At 40.9% G+C, this 17,838-nt stretch carries 15 protein-coding genes, 1 tRNA gene and 1 rRNA gene; 12 read left to right on the forward strand and 5 right to left on the reverse strand.

Going from position 1 to position 17,838, the window contains the following annotated elements:
* Positions 1-31 precede the first annotated feature (31 nt).
* The 8 genes from VHO47_00995 to VHO47_01030 all read left to right on the forward strand — a co-directional run bounded on the left by VHO47_00995 (position 32) and on the right by VHO47_01030 (position 4,135).
* Positions 32-118 (forward strand) — tRNA-Leu (locus tag VHO47_00995).
* A gap of 173 nt (positions 119-291) precedes the next feature.
* The gene (locus tag VHO47_01000; GenBank protein ID HEX2977685.1) at positions 292-459 is read left to right on the forward strand and encodes a hypothetical protein; all 168 of its coding nucleotides are present in this window, start codon (positions 292-294) and stop codon (positions 457-459) included.
* A 16-nt stretch (positions 460-475) separates the two neighbouring features.
* A complete protein-coding gene (locus tag VHO47_01005; GenBank protein ID HEX2977686.1) occupies positions 476-808 on the forward strand; it encodes a hypothetical protein in 333 nt (110 codons plus the stop codon).
* Entirely contained in the window at positions 809-1,324 is a 516-nt protein-coding gene (locus VHO47_01010) for a hypothetical protein (GenBank protein ID HEX2977687.1), read from the forward strand.
* Positions 1,325-1,333: 9 nt separating this feature from the next.
* Positions 1,334-2,017 (forward strand): hypothetical protein, encoded by a 684-nt coding sequence (locus VHO47_01015; protein ID HEX2977688.1) that lies wholly within the window; start codon positions 1,334-1,336, stop codon positions 2,015-2,017.
* A complete protein-coding gene (locus VHO47_01020) occupies positions 1,992-2,864 on the forward strand; it encodes a hypothetical protein (protein HEX2977689.1) in 873 nt (290 codons plus the stop codon). Before VHO47_01015 ends, VHO47_01020 begins: the two co-directional genes overlap by 26 nt.
* A 16-nt stretch (positions 2,865-2,880) precedes the next feature.
* Positions 2,881-3,207, forward strand: a complete 327-nt coding sequence (locus tag VHO47_01025) for an HIT domain-containing protein (GenBank protein ID HEX2977690.1) — start codon at positions 2,881-2,883, stop codon at positions 3,205-3,207.
* 109 nt (positions 3,208-3,316) lie between these two features.
* Positions 3,317-4,135, forward strand: coding sequence for an alpha/beta hydrolase (locus tag VHO47_01030; protein ID HEX2977691.1), 819 nt, complete (start codon positions 3,317-3,319; stop codon positions 4,133-4,135).
* Positions 4,136-4,140: 5 nt separating this feature from the next.
* On the opposite strand, the gene VHO47_01035 is transcribed toward VHO47_01030, so the two are convergent.
* Genes VHO47_01035 through VHO47_01050 form a run of 4 tightly spaced genes read right to left on the reverse strand, consistent with a single transcriptional unit; the run spans position 4,141 to position 6,298 of the window.
* Positions 4,141-5,076: a DMT family transporter gene (locus VHO47_01035; protein HEX2977692.1), complete on the reverse strand. Its 936-nt coding sequence runs from the start codon at positions 5,074-5,076 to the stop codon at positions 4,141-4,143.
* Between the two features lie 20 nt (positions 5,077-5,096).
* Positions 5,097-5,480, reverse strand: a complete 384-nt coding sequence (locus tag VHO47_01040) for a hypothetical protein (protein ID HEX2977693.1) — start codon at positions 5,478-5,480, stop codon at positions 5,097-5,099.
* A 9-nt stretch (positions 5,481-5,489) separates the two neighbouring features.
* Positions 5,490-6,002, reverse strand: coding sequence for a hypothetical protein (locus VHO47_01045; GenBank protein HEX2977694.1), 513 nt, complete (start codon positions 6,000-6,002; stop codon positions 5,490-5,492).
* A gap of 8 nt (positions 6,003-6,010) precedes the next feature.
* Entirely contained in the window at positions 6,011-6,298 is a 288-nt protein-coding gene (locus tag VHO47_01050) for a hypothetical protein (protein HEX2977695.1), read from the reverse strand.
* Positions 6,299-6,438: 140 nt separating this feature from the next.
* On the opposite strand from VHO47_01050, the gene VHO47_01055 reads away from it, so the two are divergent.
* Both VHO47_01055 and VHO47_01060 read left to right on the forward strand, forming a co-directional pair.
* Positions 6,439-8,058, forward strand: a complete 1,620-nt coding sequence (locus VHO47_01055) for an OPT/YSL family transporter (protein HEX2977696.1) — start codon at positions 6,439-6,441, stop codon at positions 8,056-8,058.
* 193 nt (positions 8,059-8,251) lie between these two features.
* Positions 8,252-14,122, forward strand: coding sequence for a hypothetical protein (locus VHO47_01060; GenBank protein ID HEX2977697.1), 5,871 nt, complete (start codon positions 8,252-8,254; stop codon positions 14,120-14,122).
* 54 nt (positions 14,123-14,176) lie between these two features.
* On the opposite strand, the gene prfB is transcribed toward VHO47_01060, so the two are convergent.
* A complete protein-coding gene (prfB, locus tag VHO47_01065; GenBank protein ID HEX2977698.1) occupies positions 14,177-15,259 on the reverse strand; it encodes a peptide chain release factor 2 in 1,083 nt (360 codons plus the stop codon).
* A gap of 139 nt (positions 15,260-15,398) precedes the next feature.
* Between prfB and gmk the strand changes: the two genes are divergently transcribed.
* A complete protein-coding gene (gene gmk / locus VHO47_01070) occupies positions 15,399-15,986 on the forward strand; it encodes a guanylate kinase (protein ID HEX2977699.1) in 588 nt (195 codons plus the stop codon).
* Between the two features lie 256 nt (positions 15,987-16,242).
* Positions 16,243-17,785, forward strand: a 16S ribosomal RNA gene (locus tag VHO47_01075).
* Positions 17,786-17,838: the final 53 nt, after the last annotated feature.

Genomic DNA, 17,838 nt, shown 5'->3' on the forward strand with positions numbered 1-17,838 from the left:
CTGGGTTTTTTTAGGTACTCTTATTGCGTGTGCCGGGATGGCGGAATTGGTAGACGCACGGGACTCAAAATCCCGCGGTGGTAACACCATGTCGGTTCGAGTCCGACTTCCGGCACCAGTCTTTTTAGCCCTAAAAGGCGCAGTCTTCAAAATAATCCAGTTTCAATATATTTTCTCTGTTCGAATATCGCGATCCAGCGGTAGTAATTCCTTAGCTTTTTTTATATTATATTGATCGATCTGATTTAATTGTTGTTCCTCATTCGAGAAAAAGCCAACTGGGAGTTTTTTATGATCAAAAAATATATAATGGCGATGCGTGTGGGAATGTTGGCTCTCGCCATTGATGGAAAAGATAATAAACACAGTTTGGAAAAGAAAAAAGAGCAGGAGTTTGAGGAGCTAAATAAACGAATTGTTGAAAAAGAGGCATTGATTTGCTCGATAGAAAAAAAATAAGTGAATTGATAGTACCGTGTACGTAGAAAAAAAAGAAGAATTAAAACTGCAAAAACCAGAAAAAGCTTTTTCAGATATGGAAATTGCGGCTTTATTAGATAAAAAAATAGCTCAATTCATGTTTAATCTAATTGGTTTTAAAGGTAGTAACATTCAAATAGATAGAGAGAGTTTGATTTGCTGCAATAAATTCGATAAAGATACCGCGATGTTAAGATTCTATATGGTCCTTTTTTATTTAGAAAGAGACTCGCTAAAAGACGTTCTTGAGAAATGGGAAATCTTAATCAAAGAGATAGCTCTATTATGTTTCGAAAATAGTCACCTAATAAGTAACAAAGAGGTTTAGATGAAAAAATGTATGACAGCGATGTTTATGGGATTATTCATTGTTTCAATTTATGCCGAAGAAGATAAAACACTAATAGAACTTAAAAAGAAAAATAAAGAATTGAGTGACCTTAGCAAACGAATTGAAGATCAAGAGTTATTAATTGATGTAATACTTAACAAAATCAAACAGCTAGGGTTAGTAATCGCTGAAAAAAAGAAAAATCAATTAATATCAAACTCGGCAAAAGACCTCATAGGAAATGACATTCTCGAGAATTTTCGCATAGAAATTAATCAGTTTAAAGATAGCTTTTTCGATCTGAGCAATAAATATCAGTTAAATATCATTAAAAACAATTTTTTGGGAAATCAATTTGATAAAGAATATTCATTGTTTAAATTTTACTTAATTAGAGCTGAGTTCGAAGTTATTACGTTAAAAATATTATTAGTGTATTGGGAGAGCTTAGCCAAGGAGACTAGGGAGCTTTATAATCAGGTTGAATCTATTCATCCTATTATTAATAACTAGGAGCTACTTATGAAATTAATTTTGCTTGCTATATTGATAACGATTGGAAATTCTTCAATATGTTCAGTTGAAGATGAGAAAAGCTTTTCACAGAAGGTTGGCGAGCTAGCTTCTCACGTAGCTGAGGCTCCAGTGCGATTAGTAAAGAAAGGGTTGAATTATGTGGAAGAGCATGGTAAAGGTCAGCAGGCAAAAATTCAACTCGACTGTCAAAATAAAATGCTGCAAGAGCAAATGGAGATCTCAAAAAACTTAACAGAAGCTAATAAAAGTTTTGCACAAAATAATGAGCAATGCTCGGCAGAAATGAAAGAGGTAGTAGAAACTCAAAAAGAACGAAATAAAATATTGCGGGATATAAAACAAGATGCAGAAACCGCAGCGAAATTTATAGGAGCGGTGGTTGGAACCGTTACGATAATAAGAGCTGGTTATCAATTTTTCAGTTTCGTTCAAGAATCTGTTTCGCCAAGTCCTGAAACCAAACTTTCCCAGCGATTAGTTGCAAAGAATTTAGAACTCTTAGGTGCTGAAGATGAATTAAATTGTTGTTTGGTGAAAAATAAAAAAGGTGAAAAAGAGCACAATGGCTTGCCTCGAGCATGTGAGGTGTTAAGTGATTTTTATGCAGCGGTCGCGGGGCAAGAGGCATTAGACAAGGTTACGCATGCATTCAGCAAAAATAATAGATAAGTATAAATTACGCACATTTTGGTTATTGTGCTCAGCAAGCTTTCAATTATTTTCTAGCGTAGAAATTAGCATAGATCAAGCCATCGAGACAATCGATAATAGTCGCTATGGGATCGAAATCGCTAGAGCTGGATGCAATATAGGATATATTGCACTTGGCTTCGTGCACCCAACCGAATCGCAGCAATTAGTAGAACGTTTTAATGATCGATGCAGCGAAATTAAAAAAGCGGAAGAAGGGCTCATTAAATGTGTTTCTCAAAATGCTTATAATTTTCGCGAAAAAAATCAGCTGCCATATAATTGCGAAAAAGTTTCAGATTTTTATGCATCGGTTGCTGGCTTTGGCCCGCTAAACAATTTTAAGGCTGAATTCAATTCTATAATGGACGAACTTCCGGCATCGCGTTCTCATCCCCCTCAAAATCAAACAGAAAGGATGAATACGGAAACTAAAGTAGCGATCGGTGTAGTTATTGTCATTGGGGCAGCGGGTGTTTTTTTAGTATGTGCACCAGTTTTATTTCCTGGAACTGTCGTCGCTGCAAAAGCAACTGCGATAACCACAGGAATTAAAACGGCGGGCGCAGGAGTTGCTAGTAAAGCATCAGCGCTGTTTGGTGGAGACACTGCGGTACAGCTTCTTTACGAATCAAAAGAACTGGTTGATGCGCTTCCTCTTTTTGATAAAGTAGCGATTGGGGCCAAAGTAATAAATACTTTAACGGGCCCTCAAAATGACGTTCAAAAAAGTATGCTAATGCTAGAGTCAGTTAAAAAAGGCAGAAAAAATCGACAAGCATTATTGCGCGCCAAAATTGAAGAGTATTACGGCATTAAACATTAATTCTCAAGGTTTTTTTATGGCATTAGGTTCGTGCATTTTTTGTAAAATTATTTCAAAAGAAATCCCATCAAGCTTTATTGCAGAAACTGAGGATTTGGTTGTTTTAAAAGATCTTTATCCTAAAGCACCAACTCATTATTTGATTATTCCAAAAAAACACATCCCAAATGTTCTCTCGCTCAATGATAAAGACCTTGCTGGTAAAATGTTTGATATGGTGCGTACGCTCTCTGAAAAGATCGGCAATTCTTCGTTTAAATTGGCGATTAATAGTGGAAAATTTCAGCATGTTCCCCATCTGCATATGCATTTTCTAGCGGGCGATAGTATTGAATTAGTATAATAGTGCCTGAGAGGGTGCTATGAATCGAAATAAGGTTTTTAAATTTCTCCGATACTTTCCTATTTTTTTACTTGGCGTAACTTTATTGCTTTGTGGCTTCCTTTGCCTCATGATGTATCGGCACACAAGTCGCCCAGGGTATCCTGAGCGCAGAAAAGAAGAGCACGCTCTTTTTAAAGATGTGCTTCTCAATGTTTTTCAAGCAGAGCCGGTTTCATTTTATACAGACGATGCAATTAAAATTTCAGGATTGATGATTAATCGGCCGCACGCAAAGAGAAACATTCTTGTTTGCCACGGATATCGCATGGCCAAAGAAAGAATGCATCGTTTTGCCCTGATGTTTCCAAACGATAACATTCTTCTTTTTGATTATCGTGCTCACGGAGAAAGTAAAGGCGATCATTCGAGCATTGGTTATTATGAAAAAAATGATGTTATTGCAGCACTGCAATTTCTAAACAATAGTGAAAACACGCAAAAGCTTCCTATCATAGGTATTGGCGTTTCGATGGGAGCGGTAACGTTGCTCTGCGCCGCAGTTGAATCGAATATGTGCGATGCAATTATTCTTGATGCACCTTTTGCGAGATTGGATGAGCAAGTACATCGCATGCTAACGCATCGCTATAAATTGCCTCATTTTCCTTTTAGTATCGTCGGCAGAAAATTTTTAGAACGATTGCGCAACTTCAGTTTAACCGAAGTCGATTCAGTTGTTTCTGCGCGTCAACTTAAAATTCCGGTGCTCATGATTCATTCAGTAAACGATGAAACGGTGCCGATTGAGAATGCTCATAGAATTTATCAAGAAATCACCGCACCAAAAGATTTGTGGGTTGTTTCTGGATCAGGGCATGCAAGAATCTTTACTGATAAACCGCATGAATATGAACAGAGAATAAACGGGTTTCTCAATTCATTATAAGAATACTAGATTACCGATTCTTGCGTAAGCGCAGGTTTGCTTATTGATGCACTGCCATAGAGTTCATCGTGATAGAATATTGCAAGCCCGGTTAGCACACAAATTGCTGTCGCCCAGAATGTCCAAGGCGTTGGCTCGCTCAAAAAAAGCCAACCATAAAGTGCTGCAAAGAGCGGGGAAAGAAAGCTTGCGAACGATAAAAATGTCGGGCTATAGGTTTTTAGGAGCGTTACATACAAATTATGGCAAAGCAAATTGCTGACGATAATAACTACCGCTAGAATCAGAAGAAATGTACCGACGTGGCCCACTTCGATTGCCGCTTCGCTCGATTCAAAAAGCCATGAAGTAATGAGTGCAAGTAATCCACCGCAGAACATGCTCATGCTATTAATTGTTGTCGCCTCATAGTTATGAAACTTAACGAGGCGATGAATCATGATCCATCCGTAGCTCAAACAGGCAACAGAACATAGTATCGCAATTTCAGGCATCGAGAGAAATGCAGCTTGGCCATGTTCAGATTTTATTGCTGGTAATACGGTGGGTAAGAAACCAATAAATCCTATTATGAGCCCGATGACTTTTTTGATCGTTACTTTTTCTGAATACAAAAAGTATGAAAAAATATAGGTCATAAATGGTGATAAGTTATAAAGAAGGCATGCTTTGGAAGCGGTCATTTCACTTCGCAGCGCCCAAAAGCGAAGACTATACGGGATATAAGTCGTGAATAAAATAATTTGAACATAATACCAAATATGTTTTCTATCAAAGCGCCAATTTGATCCATGCTGCATGAACTCGTAAGCCATCAGAAAACTTCCTGCTAAAAACATGCGAATGCCAACCAAGAAAATTGGTTGCGAATAGCAAGCAAGTATTTTTCCTAACGAGAAGGTTCCTGCAAAAAGGGCGTACATGAGAACAATTAAGAGCATGGTTTATCTAACTGTTAGGATTAAGATTTAGTAATCGGTGTTCGTACTTCGATTGAGCCACCATTTGCTTTGCAGGCAGCTTTAATAAGATGTCGCACATCAGGGTAAATAACTCCCTTATTACTCCAAAGAACAAATTCATTATCTGCAACTTCACTCAAAACGAGCATCAATTTTTCAGCAAGTTCCGGAGTAATAAAACATTTTGTTTTGCTGCGTGTTTCTTTAACAAGTGAATAAAGCTCTTGCAAGATTTCAGGATGTTCAGCTTGTAGTTTTTCCAAGATTGAGCATACCACATCAAAACGCGCAAGATCGATTCGCTTTCCATTTTGAAGCTTTGTTGCTGCGCCATAGATTTGCTGTGTTGCAAAAATAAGGGAAAGAATTAAAAGTTTTTTCATGATCATCCTTTAGTTGTTTTCAATCAGTGAGAGTTGGCCATTTTTTTGGGAAAGGTCGACAATTGCATAATGTTGTAATCCACAAGGAATGTAGCAAGCCAAGAAGATATCGCGTACCTGCGCAGTGGCTATGCCATCACGCGTCCATAAACCGCGATGAAAACCTTCTTCTATCATTGTAGCCCAAAGATCGTTCGGAAGGAAGATTGGATCTGGCGAGATTGTAACATCTTGTTGATCTTTCACAAGTGAATCAACGCATAAACGGTAAATATGAAGAAGAGGTAATAATAAATCTTGCTGGGTTGCTTCTTTAACTGCGTCCATAACGCGATTGAGGGTGATTTGTGGTACATCAGAAATTCTTCCAATACATGTTTGATTTATACCAATCAGTACGTTGAATATTTTTTGCTGATCTGCCGACATTGTAATGTCATCATCTGGATTCTCTTGCGCGGAGCCAGAGTGGGGCAAAACAGATAATGCTAATAATGCAACCAATAAAAATCTGTTATTCATATTTTTCCCTAATTAATTTTATTTCGATCAAAATTTATTATTGAAGAGCAAGCGCAATCGTTAAACGTGCCATCTGGATTTACTAGGCCTATTTTTTGAAAGAAAATAAACAGCTCAGCTTTATCAGGTTTTGGTTGATTGACCATGAATGCTTCATTGATTTCTTCATGCTTAAGTTCCATGCACATCATTTTAGCATAAACCATAAGGTCACGCGTTGATTGTTCGGCTGTAGCATTAAAATTCACCATGACGCCGCTCATCGACCATACGAAAAAAAATAGTAGTGATTTCATAAATCCCCCATAACCCATTAAGTAATAAAGATTCTACTATACTATCAAATTTAGTGGATTTTGCCAAAAATCGAGAGTAGCGCTTTTACCCATATATGTTAGATTTCAGGGGTACTTTCTATATCAAAAAGAGGGCACCTATGAATATTGGCCTTGTTATAATTACTATTTGTCTATCTATATTTTCAACGGGTGTGATGAGCTATATTGCGCTTGCCACTCCAATTGGCCCCTGGATTGCGCCAACCTTGGTGCTGATTGGAACATTTTTAGTTCATCTGATCGGTTTGCGCGGCAAGCGGTATTCGGATGGATTGGCATTGGTAACCGCCGGCGGATCAATTGGCGGTATTTTAGCAACGGCTCTTTCGTTTTCATTTCCAACCCTTTATTTTCTTGATCAATCTTTTTTTGGTGGTTGGATGGAAAGCCCGATTTATTTTGTCGCGCTTGTGGCAGGGCTTTCATTGGCGGGCGGAAGCTTTGGCTTATTAATTGCCGATTTGCTTGAACATAACTTAATTGTGAAAGATGAGTTGCCTTTTCCAATTGGCCAGTTGGTATACAAAATGATTGCTGCGCAAAATCAGGCGCGAAAAGCATTGGAGCTTGCAATTGGTGCATGCGCCACTTTTATATTTACCGCGCTTCATGGCGGTACGTGGCTTTTCAAAGCCGTTTTGGCTTCTGGCATCACGTTAACAAAGCAGTATGCATTAGGGCCCGTGACGATTCCACTTATTCAGTTACGGTTTGATGTACTGCCGATGCTATTAGCTATCGGTTTTATTACAGGGCATGTTATTGCAATACCATTAATCGTGGGGGCAATAGCTCGTATTGGTTTGATGGAACCCATTAACAATTTATTTTTCCCAACTATTTCCGGGCCGGATTTCTTACTCGCGTTTGGCAGTGGATTGGTGGCGGTGGGTGCTGTGCAAAGTTTTTTTGATTTGCCAAAAATGTTGCGCGGATGGTTTAGAAAATTGAAAGATGGCGGCCCGCGTAAATCGATGGACATGGAGCTTTTTGCACCGTTGCAAGAACGAGCGCATATGATTCAAGCGATGCTCACCTTAATATTAGTGATCGGTTATTTGAGCGCCATGCATTTTTCAGTGCTCTCACAATTTTATTTAATTATTCTATCATTTGTTTGCGCGTATCAAATCGTCGTCATTGCAGGAAAAATTGGTTTGGCGCAGTTGGGCCGTTTTGCGACATTCGTTATGGTGCCAGCATTATTCCTCTTTGGTGTTGATCCATTACGTGTAACGGTAATAGCAACGTTCGTAGAACTTTGTGGCGGTGTTGCAACCGATGTTCTTTTTGGCAGAAAAATGGGGCAAATGGCCGGCATAAATCGTTCGACTTTGCGTTGGTTTCAAATTCTTGGCCTTATCGTAAGCTCAATAGCTGCTGGTGTAATTATGTGGCTTCTCGTGCATAAATTTGGTTTAGGTGGAGAACCTTTAGTGGCACAGCGAGCTCAAGCGCGCGCACTATTAATTAATGTTTCACATTTTAATTGGTTTGTTTTGATTATCGGTGGAATTTTTGGATTGATTCTTAAAAAATGTAAATTGAATCCTATGCTCGTTTTGGGTGGTTTATTAATGCCATTTACCTATTCCATTGGATTGATTATTGGCGGATGCCTTTCATTCATGGTAAAGGATCGAGAAGAGTGGGAACCGTTCTGGTCTGGTGTTTTTGCAGCGAATTCTATTACAGAACTTGCAAAAACATTAATGTAGGTGATTTAAAACTTAGCATGTGTAAACCCGTGTGCCTTTCTTCTTTATCAATCTGATTGATGGTATGGAGCATTAAATTCCATAATATACTTACAATAGCATTTAAATTTAAAACTATTGAATAAATCCCTTGCATTGTGAAACATTGAAGATAATTCAATGGTACGATGTGCGATAAAAAGGGGATTTGTTTATGAAAAAACTATTGTTGATGAGTTATGGAGCTCTATTGCTGGCAATATTGTTGCAGGCGCCGATCTATGCTCAAGTGGCAGCCAAAAGTGATGATGCGTTGGCAATTGCTCTCAAGCGTGAGGCCTCTGAAAAGGAAGCTGAGAAAAAACGGTTGGCGCTTGCTAAGCAGGAGCGTCAACAACAATTGATGATGCAACAACAAGAAGAAGCAAAAAAAAGAGATCAGCAAAAACGAGAACTGGCGGAGCTAGAACGTCGAAAAGAAAAAATTAATAAATTAGCACAGCAAAAGATCTTAGAAGAAAAACGCCAGCTTTTAGCAAAACAAAAAGAAGATGAAAAGCGAATGCTGGCGGAAAAACAACAGCAAGAGCGTCGAAAACAAGAAGATGCACGTATGGCCGCTCAACTTAATAAAGAGCGTGAGCAGGCGGTAGCCCTTGCTATTAAAAAGCAACAGCAAGCGCGAGAAGCAGAGCAACGAGCGTGCGCTCGAATCGAGCAACAAAAAAAGGAAGCCATACTCGCTCAACAAAAAGAAGAAATGCGCCGCAAGCAGGAAGAAGAACAACGATTAGCGCGCTTTGAACGTGAACAAGAACGAATTCGCCTACTTGCAAAAAAAACATTGGAACATAACAAATCTTTCGAACAAAAACAGGCATTAGCTGCTAAAAAAGAGAAAGAACAAAAAGAGCTTTTGGCAAAGCAGGAAGCGGAGAAGATACAAAAGCAATTGGAAGCTTCGCGAAAACAGCAAGAGATAAAAATAGCTGAACGAAAAAAGCGTGATGAACAAATTATTTTAATGACTCAGAGAGAAATGGTTCGTGAAAAGCAAGAAGAAGAAAAACGAATTATGGCTCTTAAGATGGAGCAGGAAAGAAAACTTATTGCAGCCCGAGAGCAAAAAGAGAGAGAAGAAAAACTGCAAGCTCAACGAGAAGCGCAAATTGCAAACAAAGTGCTGCTTGCGCGAAACGAAGCAATCCGCAAAAGAGCGCAAGAAGATAAGCGATTAGCGCAACTCAAGCAAGACAAAGAAAAAGCGATGCTTTTAGCTCAGAAAGAGGCGGAGCGTTTACGAATCCAAGAGGAAAATCGGATTCTTGCTCTACGCAAAGAACATGAGAAGAAAATTCTTGCGATGCAGCAGCAAGAAGCGCGAGAAAAACAGAAGGAAGCGGCAAAAATTGCTCAACTGGAAAAAGATCGTCAACGAGAAATGGTTATGGCGCAGCAGCAACAGATGCAAGAAAAAAAGGCTGAAGAAAAAAGGTTAGCGCAACTGAAATACGAAAGAGAAAAAGAACTTGTTGTTGCTCAAAAAGAAGCTGAGCGGATTCGCTTAGAAGAACAACAGCGAGTCCTTGCGATGCGCAAAGACCACGAGAAAAAAATGCTAGCCTTGCAAGAACAAGAATTGCGTGAACGCCAAAAAGAAGAAGCGCGTTGTGCACAAATAGAGCGAGAACGCGTACAAGCGACACTTCTTGCGCAAAAGCAAGCGGCTCAAGAACGAAAAAACGAAGAGAAACGCTTAGCTGATCTCGCCCAAAAAAAGCAACAGGAGATATTGTTAGCGCAAAAAGAAGAGATGCGCGTAAGACTGCAAGAAGAGAAACGATTGGCACAGCTTCAAGTAGAGAAAGAAAAAGCTGTTCTCTTGGCACAAAAAGAAGCCGAGCGAATAAGAATTGAGGAAGAAAATCGTGTGATTGCACTGCGCAAAGAGCATGAGAAGCATTTGATAGCAATGCAGCAAAAAGAACTGCGGGAGCGCGAAAAAGAAATGGCACGCTTAGCAAAATTAGAACAAGAGCGCGCACATGCGGTGATGATTGCAAAAAAGCAGGCTGAGCAAAAACGAAAAATCGAAGAGAAACGCTTAGCCGATCTCGCCAAAAAAAAGCAGCAGGAAATTTTATTAGCGCAAAAAGAAGAGATGCGCGCAAAGCTTGAAGAAGAAAAACGTTTAGCGCAGTTGGAAGTAGAGCGAGAGCGAGCAGAGCTCTTAGCTGAAAAAGAAGCGGAACGAATAAGAATTGAAGAAGAGAATCGTGTGATTTTATTGCGAAAAGAGCACGAAAAACAATTGATAGCAATGCAGCAGCAAGAAATGCGTGAGCGTGAAAAAGAGACAGCTCGCTTAGCAAAATTAGAAGAAGAGCGTTTGCAGGCAATGATGCTTGCACAAAAGCAAGCGGAGCAAGAACGTAGAATTGAAGAAAAGCGCTTAGCGCAGTTGGCCCAAAAAAAGCAACAGGAGATTTTGTTAGCACAAAAAGAAGAAATGCGTGCAAAAATTCAAGAAGAGAAACGATTGGCTAAGCTTCAAGTAGAAAGAGAGCGAGCAGCGCTTTTAGCCCAAAAAGAAGCGGAACGAATAAGAATTGAGGAAGAGAATCGTGTGCTTGCGTTGCGCAAAGAGCATGAAAAACATTTGATAGCAATGCAGCAACAGGAAATGCGAGAGCGGGAAAAAGAAACGGCACGCTTGGCAAAATTAGAGGAAGAGCGTGAGCAGGCAATGATGCTTGCGCAAAGACAGGCAGATCAACAGCGCAGAATCGAAGAAAAGCGCTTAGCGCAGTTGGCCAAAAAAAAGCAGCAGGAGATTTTATTAGCGCAAAAAGAAGAGATGCGTGCAAAACTTGAAGAAGAAAAACGTCTAGCGCAGTTAGAAGTAGAAAGAGAGCGCGCGGCGCTTTTAGCTGAGAAAGAAGCGGAACGAATAAGAATTGAGGAAGAGAGTCGTGCGCTTGCATTGCGCAAAGAACATGAAAAGCAATTGATAGCAATGCAGCAAAAAGAGATGCGCGAAAGAGAAAGAGAAACTGCTCTTTTAGCAAAATTAGAAAAAGAGCGTGAGCATGCAATGCTGCTTGCGCAAAAGCAAGCAGATCAGCAGCGGAGAATTGAAGAAAAACGTTTAGCCGAGCTCGCACAAAAAAAACACAATGAGATTTTGTTAGCACAAAAAGAAGAGATGCGTGCCAAACTCCAAGAAGAGAAACGATTGGCGCAGCTGGAAATTGAAAAACAAAAGGCTGCCTTCTTGGCACAAAAAGAAGCAGAGAGAATAAGAATTGAAGAAGAAAATCGTGTGATTGCTCTACGCAAAGAGCATGAGAAAAAGATGATCGAGGTGCAGTTTCAGGCAATGCGTGATCGTCAGAATGAAGCGGTGCGTTTAGCACAGTTAGAAAAAGAACAGCAGCGCGTCAATGCTTTAAGTCAAAAGCAAGCGGAGCGCGAGAGAAGAGTAGAAGAAAAACGCCTTGCTGATAATGAACGCAGAAAACAAAAAGAATTGTTATTAGCACAAAAAGAAGAACTGAAAAGAAAAGTTGAGCAAGAAAAGCAATTAGCGATGCTCGCGCGAGAAAAAGAAAAGCAGAAGATGCTTGCGCAACTTGAAAATGAAAAAAATCGTATCAATGAAGAGCAAAAACTTGCTGCATTGCGCCGTGAGCAAGAAAAAGTCGAATTTGCAGCACGAAAAATAGCAGAGCGAGAGCGGCAACAGGAAGAAAGAAGATTGGCTCTTTTAGAAAAAGAAGCCCAAAAACAAGCGCGGATTGAACAACAACGAGTGGCGCAAGCGCAAAAAGAACATCAGCGCCAGATGATGATGGCACAAAAAGAAATTGAGCGTGAAAAAATTGAAGAAGAAAAGCGCTTACAGGTACTCCGTAAGGATCACGAACAGAAAATGCTTGTCATGCAGAAGCAAGAAATGCGAGAGCGAGAAAAAGAGACGGCTCGCTTAACAAAATTAGAACAAGAACGGGCGCGTGCAATTATGCTTGCGCAAAAGCAAGCAGATCAAGATCGTGCAAGGGAAGATAAACGCTTAGCAGTACTTGCCCAAAAAAAGCACAATGAATTATTGTTAGCACAAAAAGAGGAGATGCAGGCAAAGCTCAATGAAGAGAAAAGGCTTGCAAAGTTGGAATATGAGAAAGAGCAAGCCAAAATGATGGCCGAGTTCGAGGTGGAAAAAAGGCGCATCCAAGATGAGCAACGAATTGCCGCAATGCGTCATGAACAAGAAAAAATAGAGCTTGCTGAAAAATCTGCATATGAACTTGAATCGCTCAAAAAAGAGCAACAACGTTTGGCGTTATTGCAAGATGATATAGCAAATGAGCAAATAGTTGTTCAAAGTCGGGCGTACCAGACTGATAATTGCGCGCAAGTAGAAATGAATAATGTACAGTTGGCGCCGGAACCGTTTGAGGCTAAAACTGATTTAGCAATTCATACTAATAAATCTACAAGTCGCGAACGCGCGCAAGCAATGATTCGAAAGCGCAAAGAAAAACGAGCGCTTGCAGCAAATTCTCGCAGAATGCACGAAAGAAACCTATCAGTTCATTCGGAAGAAATTGATCAAACAAAAAAGCAAGAAGAAAAGCGCATAATCTCTATGGGCAAGCAACAAGAGATGGAAGCCAGGGCTGAAACACAGCGGTTAGCGCAGATGGAAAAAGAGCATCAAAATCAAATGAAACTTGCTCAAAAAACTGCTGAGCGCGAAAGAATGCAAGAAGAGAATCGCATGATTATGATGCGCAAGCAACAAGAGATGGAAGCGCGGACTGAAACAAAACGATTAGCGCAGATGGAAAAAGAGCATCAAAATCAAATGAAACTTGCCCAAAAAGCTGCCGAACGCGAAAGACTGCGAGAGGAAAATCGCATGATTGCTATGCGCAAGAAAGAAGAGATGGAAGCGCGGGCTGAAACACAGCGATTGGCGCAGATCGAAAAAGAGCATCAAAATCAAATAAAATTTGCTCAAAAAGCTGCTGAGCAAAAAAAGATGCAAGAGGAAAATAGAATTGCAGCATTGTGTAAACAAGAGAAAATGGAAGCTGACAGACAAACGAAGCATTTAGCACAGCTTGATAAAGAGCGTGAGCGCCAATTTGCCTTTATGCAAAAAGAAGTAGAGCGAGCACGAAAAGAAGAGCTAACGCAATTAGAATTGAAAAACAAAAAACAAGACAATGAAAATATATGGCAAGAAGAAGGCTTGGCTTCACTAACACATAACGCAATGATTGGAAGTTCGCGAGAACGTGCGATGCAAATTGTTCAAGCAAGAAAAATGAAAAATAATGTTTCTGAAAATCCTTACTTAATGGCACGCTTGGCGCGCGATCAAGAAAAAGTAAAGGTTGCAGCAGAGAGGCAAATGCAAAAAGACATGCAACGAGCTGAGCGGATTAAAGCAGAGCAAGAATTAAGAATGGCAAGAGAGCAAAGACTCGCAGCGCGAAGAGAGCAAGAGCGCATGGTTGCAGAACAGAGAAACCAAATGGCTCAAGCAAAAAAAGAAGCGCAGCGAGCAGCTTATCAGGAATATCAGCAGCAAAAAATGGCAATGACGGCGAGCAAAAAAGCTTTTTATGGTCAACTTATCGATGATGCGCAAATGCAAATTAAGAATGTTGCAGGCTGTCCATCTGAAAAAAATCTTTCACAAAACGATTCTTATGATATTCAACCGGCACGCATAGAACATCGCATGGAAAAACCAATAGCTGCAAAGATGCCAACATTGCCCGCGTCTGCTAAAGAGCGCTTAGCAGTGCAAGCGGAAAAGCGGACTATGGAAAATCCTGTAATGCAAGCAACCCAAGAACCGCTCTACATCCCTGCAAGAGAAGTTAATGAGCGCGTTGTACCTGCATCGGTTATAGAACAAAGATCGTATGATCATTCTAATACGAGCGCTCAAGGTACCGATTTAATTGTTTCTATGACAAAAAGTATCGAAAAAGTGCTTGAATATGCAGAAAAAAATCAAAAACAAACGATCGATCTGATGAAACAAGTTATTCAGGGGTATCAAAAATAACGTAGTTATTGTTAAAGAGTGGAAAGAAGGGGAGAAAAAAACTCCCCTTTTTAGTTATGTAGCTGCAAACAGCAAATATTTTTCAATAAATTCCATGATATCGCCATCCAGTACTAAATCTGGTTGGGGTGATTCAAGATCGGTGCGATGATCTTTAACCATCTTATAGGGATGTAATACATACGATCTGATTTGTGAGCCCCATTCAATTTTCTTTTTTTCTACCGATGCAGCTTTTGCTTCTTGTTCTTCTTTTTGTTTTTGCGCTAATTTTGCTTTCAGCATCTTCATCGCAGTTTCTTTATTCTGGCCTTGAGACCGCTGAGTTTGGCAAGCGACGACCGTATTAGTCGGAATGTGGGTGATGCGCACTGCCGACTCAGTTTTGTTGACGTGTTGGCCACCCGCACCCCCTGCGCGAAATGTATCGATTCGCAAATCGCCTGGATCGATTTCAATAGCAACTTCAGGAACTTCAGGTGTCGCGCTTACGCCAGCAAACGAAGTGTGGCGACGTTTATTTGCATCATAAGGAGATATGCGCACGAGGCGATGGATTCCTTGCTCTGCTTTAAAGAGTCCATATGCATGCTTCCCTTTAATAAACAAGGTCGCGGATTTTATTCCTGCAGCTTCTCCCGGTTGCATATCCAGAACTTCGGCATCGAAACCTTCTCGCTCGCAAAATCTTAAATACATGCGCAAAAGCATGTTCGCCCAATCTTGCGATTCAGTACCCCCTGCTCCTGCGTTAATATTTAAGAAAGTGTTAGACGAATCTTCTGGATTATTAAGAAGGAGATCTATTTTGAATTTACCAACCGATTTTACGAGCGCACCAACATCTCGCGAAATACTTGCTAATTCAGATTCATCATTTGCAAAAAGTTCGATCATTTCCAAAAGATCTTTATGGCTATTTATTATGGAATGATAGAGTTCTCGTTGCGTTTTTAGCCGTTGTAGGCTTTTCAAGATAGTTGTTTGATCCGGATTTTGCCAAAAATCAGTTTGCTCAGTTTGAGTAGTGAGTTTTTGGAACTCATTCTCGATAGTTGAGTTTTTCCAGTACGTCTTAATCGTTTCAAGATCAGGTTCAATAGATTTAAGTTTCTCGCGTAGTTCATCAATGAGCATGGGTATCCTTATGGTATAGATATTATTATAACAGAAAATTCTCATAGCCCCACAGCGTGATGGACTTTTGTTTGTCGGCACTATCTATTAATGATATAATTACCTATATAGGCACTTTTTCTATATAAGAGGTTCTGTTTTGAGATCAGAAAAAAAATGCGGGAAGCTTTTTATTGTTTCGGCTCCATCGGGCGCGGGTAAAACGACGCTCGTTAATGCACTGATTAAAGAACTTCCCATTGAGCACGCAATTACACGGCTCGTTACCTATACGAGCAAGACGCCTCGTATTAATGAACTCCATGGCATCGATTATCATTTTATATCAAATCAAGAGTTTGAGCAGAAGATAGCTGAACAGTTCTTTTTGGAATGGAGCGGAGCCTACGGCTCCTATTATGGAACGGCACGCTTTCTTCTTGATCAGTTAGCGTCAGGTAACTCGTTTATTGCGGTCGTGGACAGATCTGGGGCCAAGCGTTTAAAGCAAGAGATTCCTCAGGCGGTTATGATCTGGGTACATACGGTAAATGTTCAAGTACTTGAAGACCGACTTCGGGTTCGAAACACCGAAACCCAGGAAGAGATTGAGCGCCGTTTGGCCTTGGCGAAAAAAGAGTTAGCAGAAGAACAAGAAAACAGGCTCTATAATCACCATATTCTCAACGATTTTTTTGAAAAAGCACTAAAAGAGCTAAAAGATATTATAATTTTACACCATCAATAATCCGCTCTGAGACGTCGTTTTGAAATTTATCGAATAAATATATAAAAAATTTGTAAAAAGTTTCGGAAAAAGTGTTGACTTATGACGTAATACCGGTATAATTTCTCTTGTATTTGAAATAACAAGTAGCAAGCAACGACAACAAAACGTCGTAGCTAAAGCGAAAAAACAAAAAATCATAATTTCTTTGAAATTCACGAGAAACCCAAAAATTTGCTTACAAGTTTTTGCGACGCTCTTTTCATACACAATTTTTGTGATGGAGAGTTTGATCCTGGCTCAGAATAAACGCTGGCGGCGTGCCTAACACATGCAAGTCGAGCGAGAAAGCTCCTTCGGGAGTGAGTAAAGCGGCAAACGGGTGAGTAACGCGTGGGAATCTACCTTTCAGTGAGGAATACCCTCGAGAAATCGAGGTTAATACTGCATACGTCCCTACGGGGAGAAAGGCGGCCTCTTTGCTGTCGCTGAAAGATGAGCCTGCGTACTATTAGCTAGTTGGTAGGGTAATGGCCTACCAAGGCGATGATGGTTAGCCGGCCTGAGAGGGTGTACGGCCACACTGGAACTTAGACACGGTCCAGACTCCTACGGGAGGCAGCAGTGAGGAATCTTGCTCAATGGGCGAAAGCCTGAAGCAGCGACGCCGCGTGAAGGATGACGGTCTTCGGATTGTAAACTTCTGTTAAGTGGGAAGAAATCTCTATTTCTAATACAGATAGAGGATGACGGTACCATTAGAGAAAGCACTGGCTAATCTCGTGCCAGCAGCCGCGGTAATACGAGGGGTGCAAGCGTTATTCGGAATTATTGGGCGTAAAGGGTGCGTAGACGGCATGCTAAGTCAACTGTTAAATTCCTCGGCCTAACTGAGGATCAGCGGTAGAAACTGGCGCGCTTGAGGGTGAGAGAGAGAAGTGGAATTCTCGGAGTAGCGGTAAAATGCGTAGATCTCGAGAGGAACACCGATGGCGAAGGCAGCTTCTTGGCTCATACCTGACGTTGAGGCACGAAAGCGTGGGGAGCAAACAGGATTAGATACCCTGGTAGTCCACGCCGTAAACGATGATCACTGGACGTTAATGTTGCTTTGCAATATTAGTGTCGTAGCTAACGCGATAAGTGATCCGCCTGGGGATTACGGTCGCAAGACTAAAACTCAAAGGAATTGACGGGGGTCCGCACAAGCGGTGGAACATGTGGTTTAATTCGACACTACGCGAGGAACCTTACCTAGGCTTGACATGTTTTTGACAGTCGTAGAAATACGATCTTCTTGGCTTCGGTCAAGACAATTACACAGGTGCTGCATGGCTGTCGTCAGCTCGTGTCGTGAGATGTTTGGTTAAGTCCTCTAACGAGCGCAACTCTTGCCGCCAGTTGCCACTTCGAAAGAAAGCACTCTGGTGGGACTGCCTGGGAAACCAGGAGGAAGGTGGGAATGACGTCAAGTCCTCATGGCCCTTATGTCTAGGGCGACACACGTGTTACAATGGCCAGTACAAAGGGCAGCGATACCGCAAGGTGGAGCAAATCCCATAAAACTGGTCTAAGTTCAGATTGAGGTCTGCAACTCGACCTCATGAAGTTGAAATCGCTAGTAATCGCGCATCAGAACGGCGCGGTGAATACGTTCTCGGGCCTTGTACACACCGCCCGTCACACCACGAAAGCTGTTTGTACCCAAAGCCATCTTAGCTAACCCGTAAGGGAGGCGGATGTTTAAGGTATGAGGAGTGATTGGGGTGAAGTCGTAACAAGGTAGCTGTAGGAGAACCTGCGGCTGGATCACCTCCTTTCGAGGGAGATTAAATACCTGTCGGTTTTGTTATGCAACTCCGACATTTTATAT

The sequence above is a fragment of the Candidatus Babeliales bacterium genome (genome assembly GCA_036260945.1).
Classification (GTDB): Bacteria; Babelota; Babeliae; order Babelales; family JACPOV01; genus JACPOV01.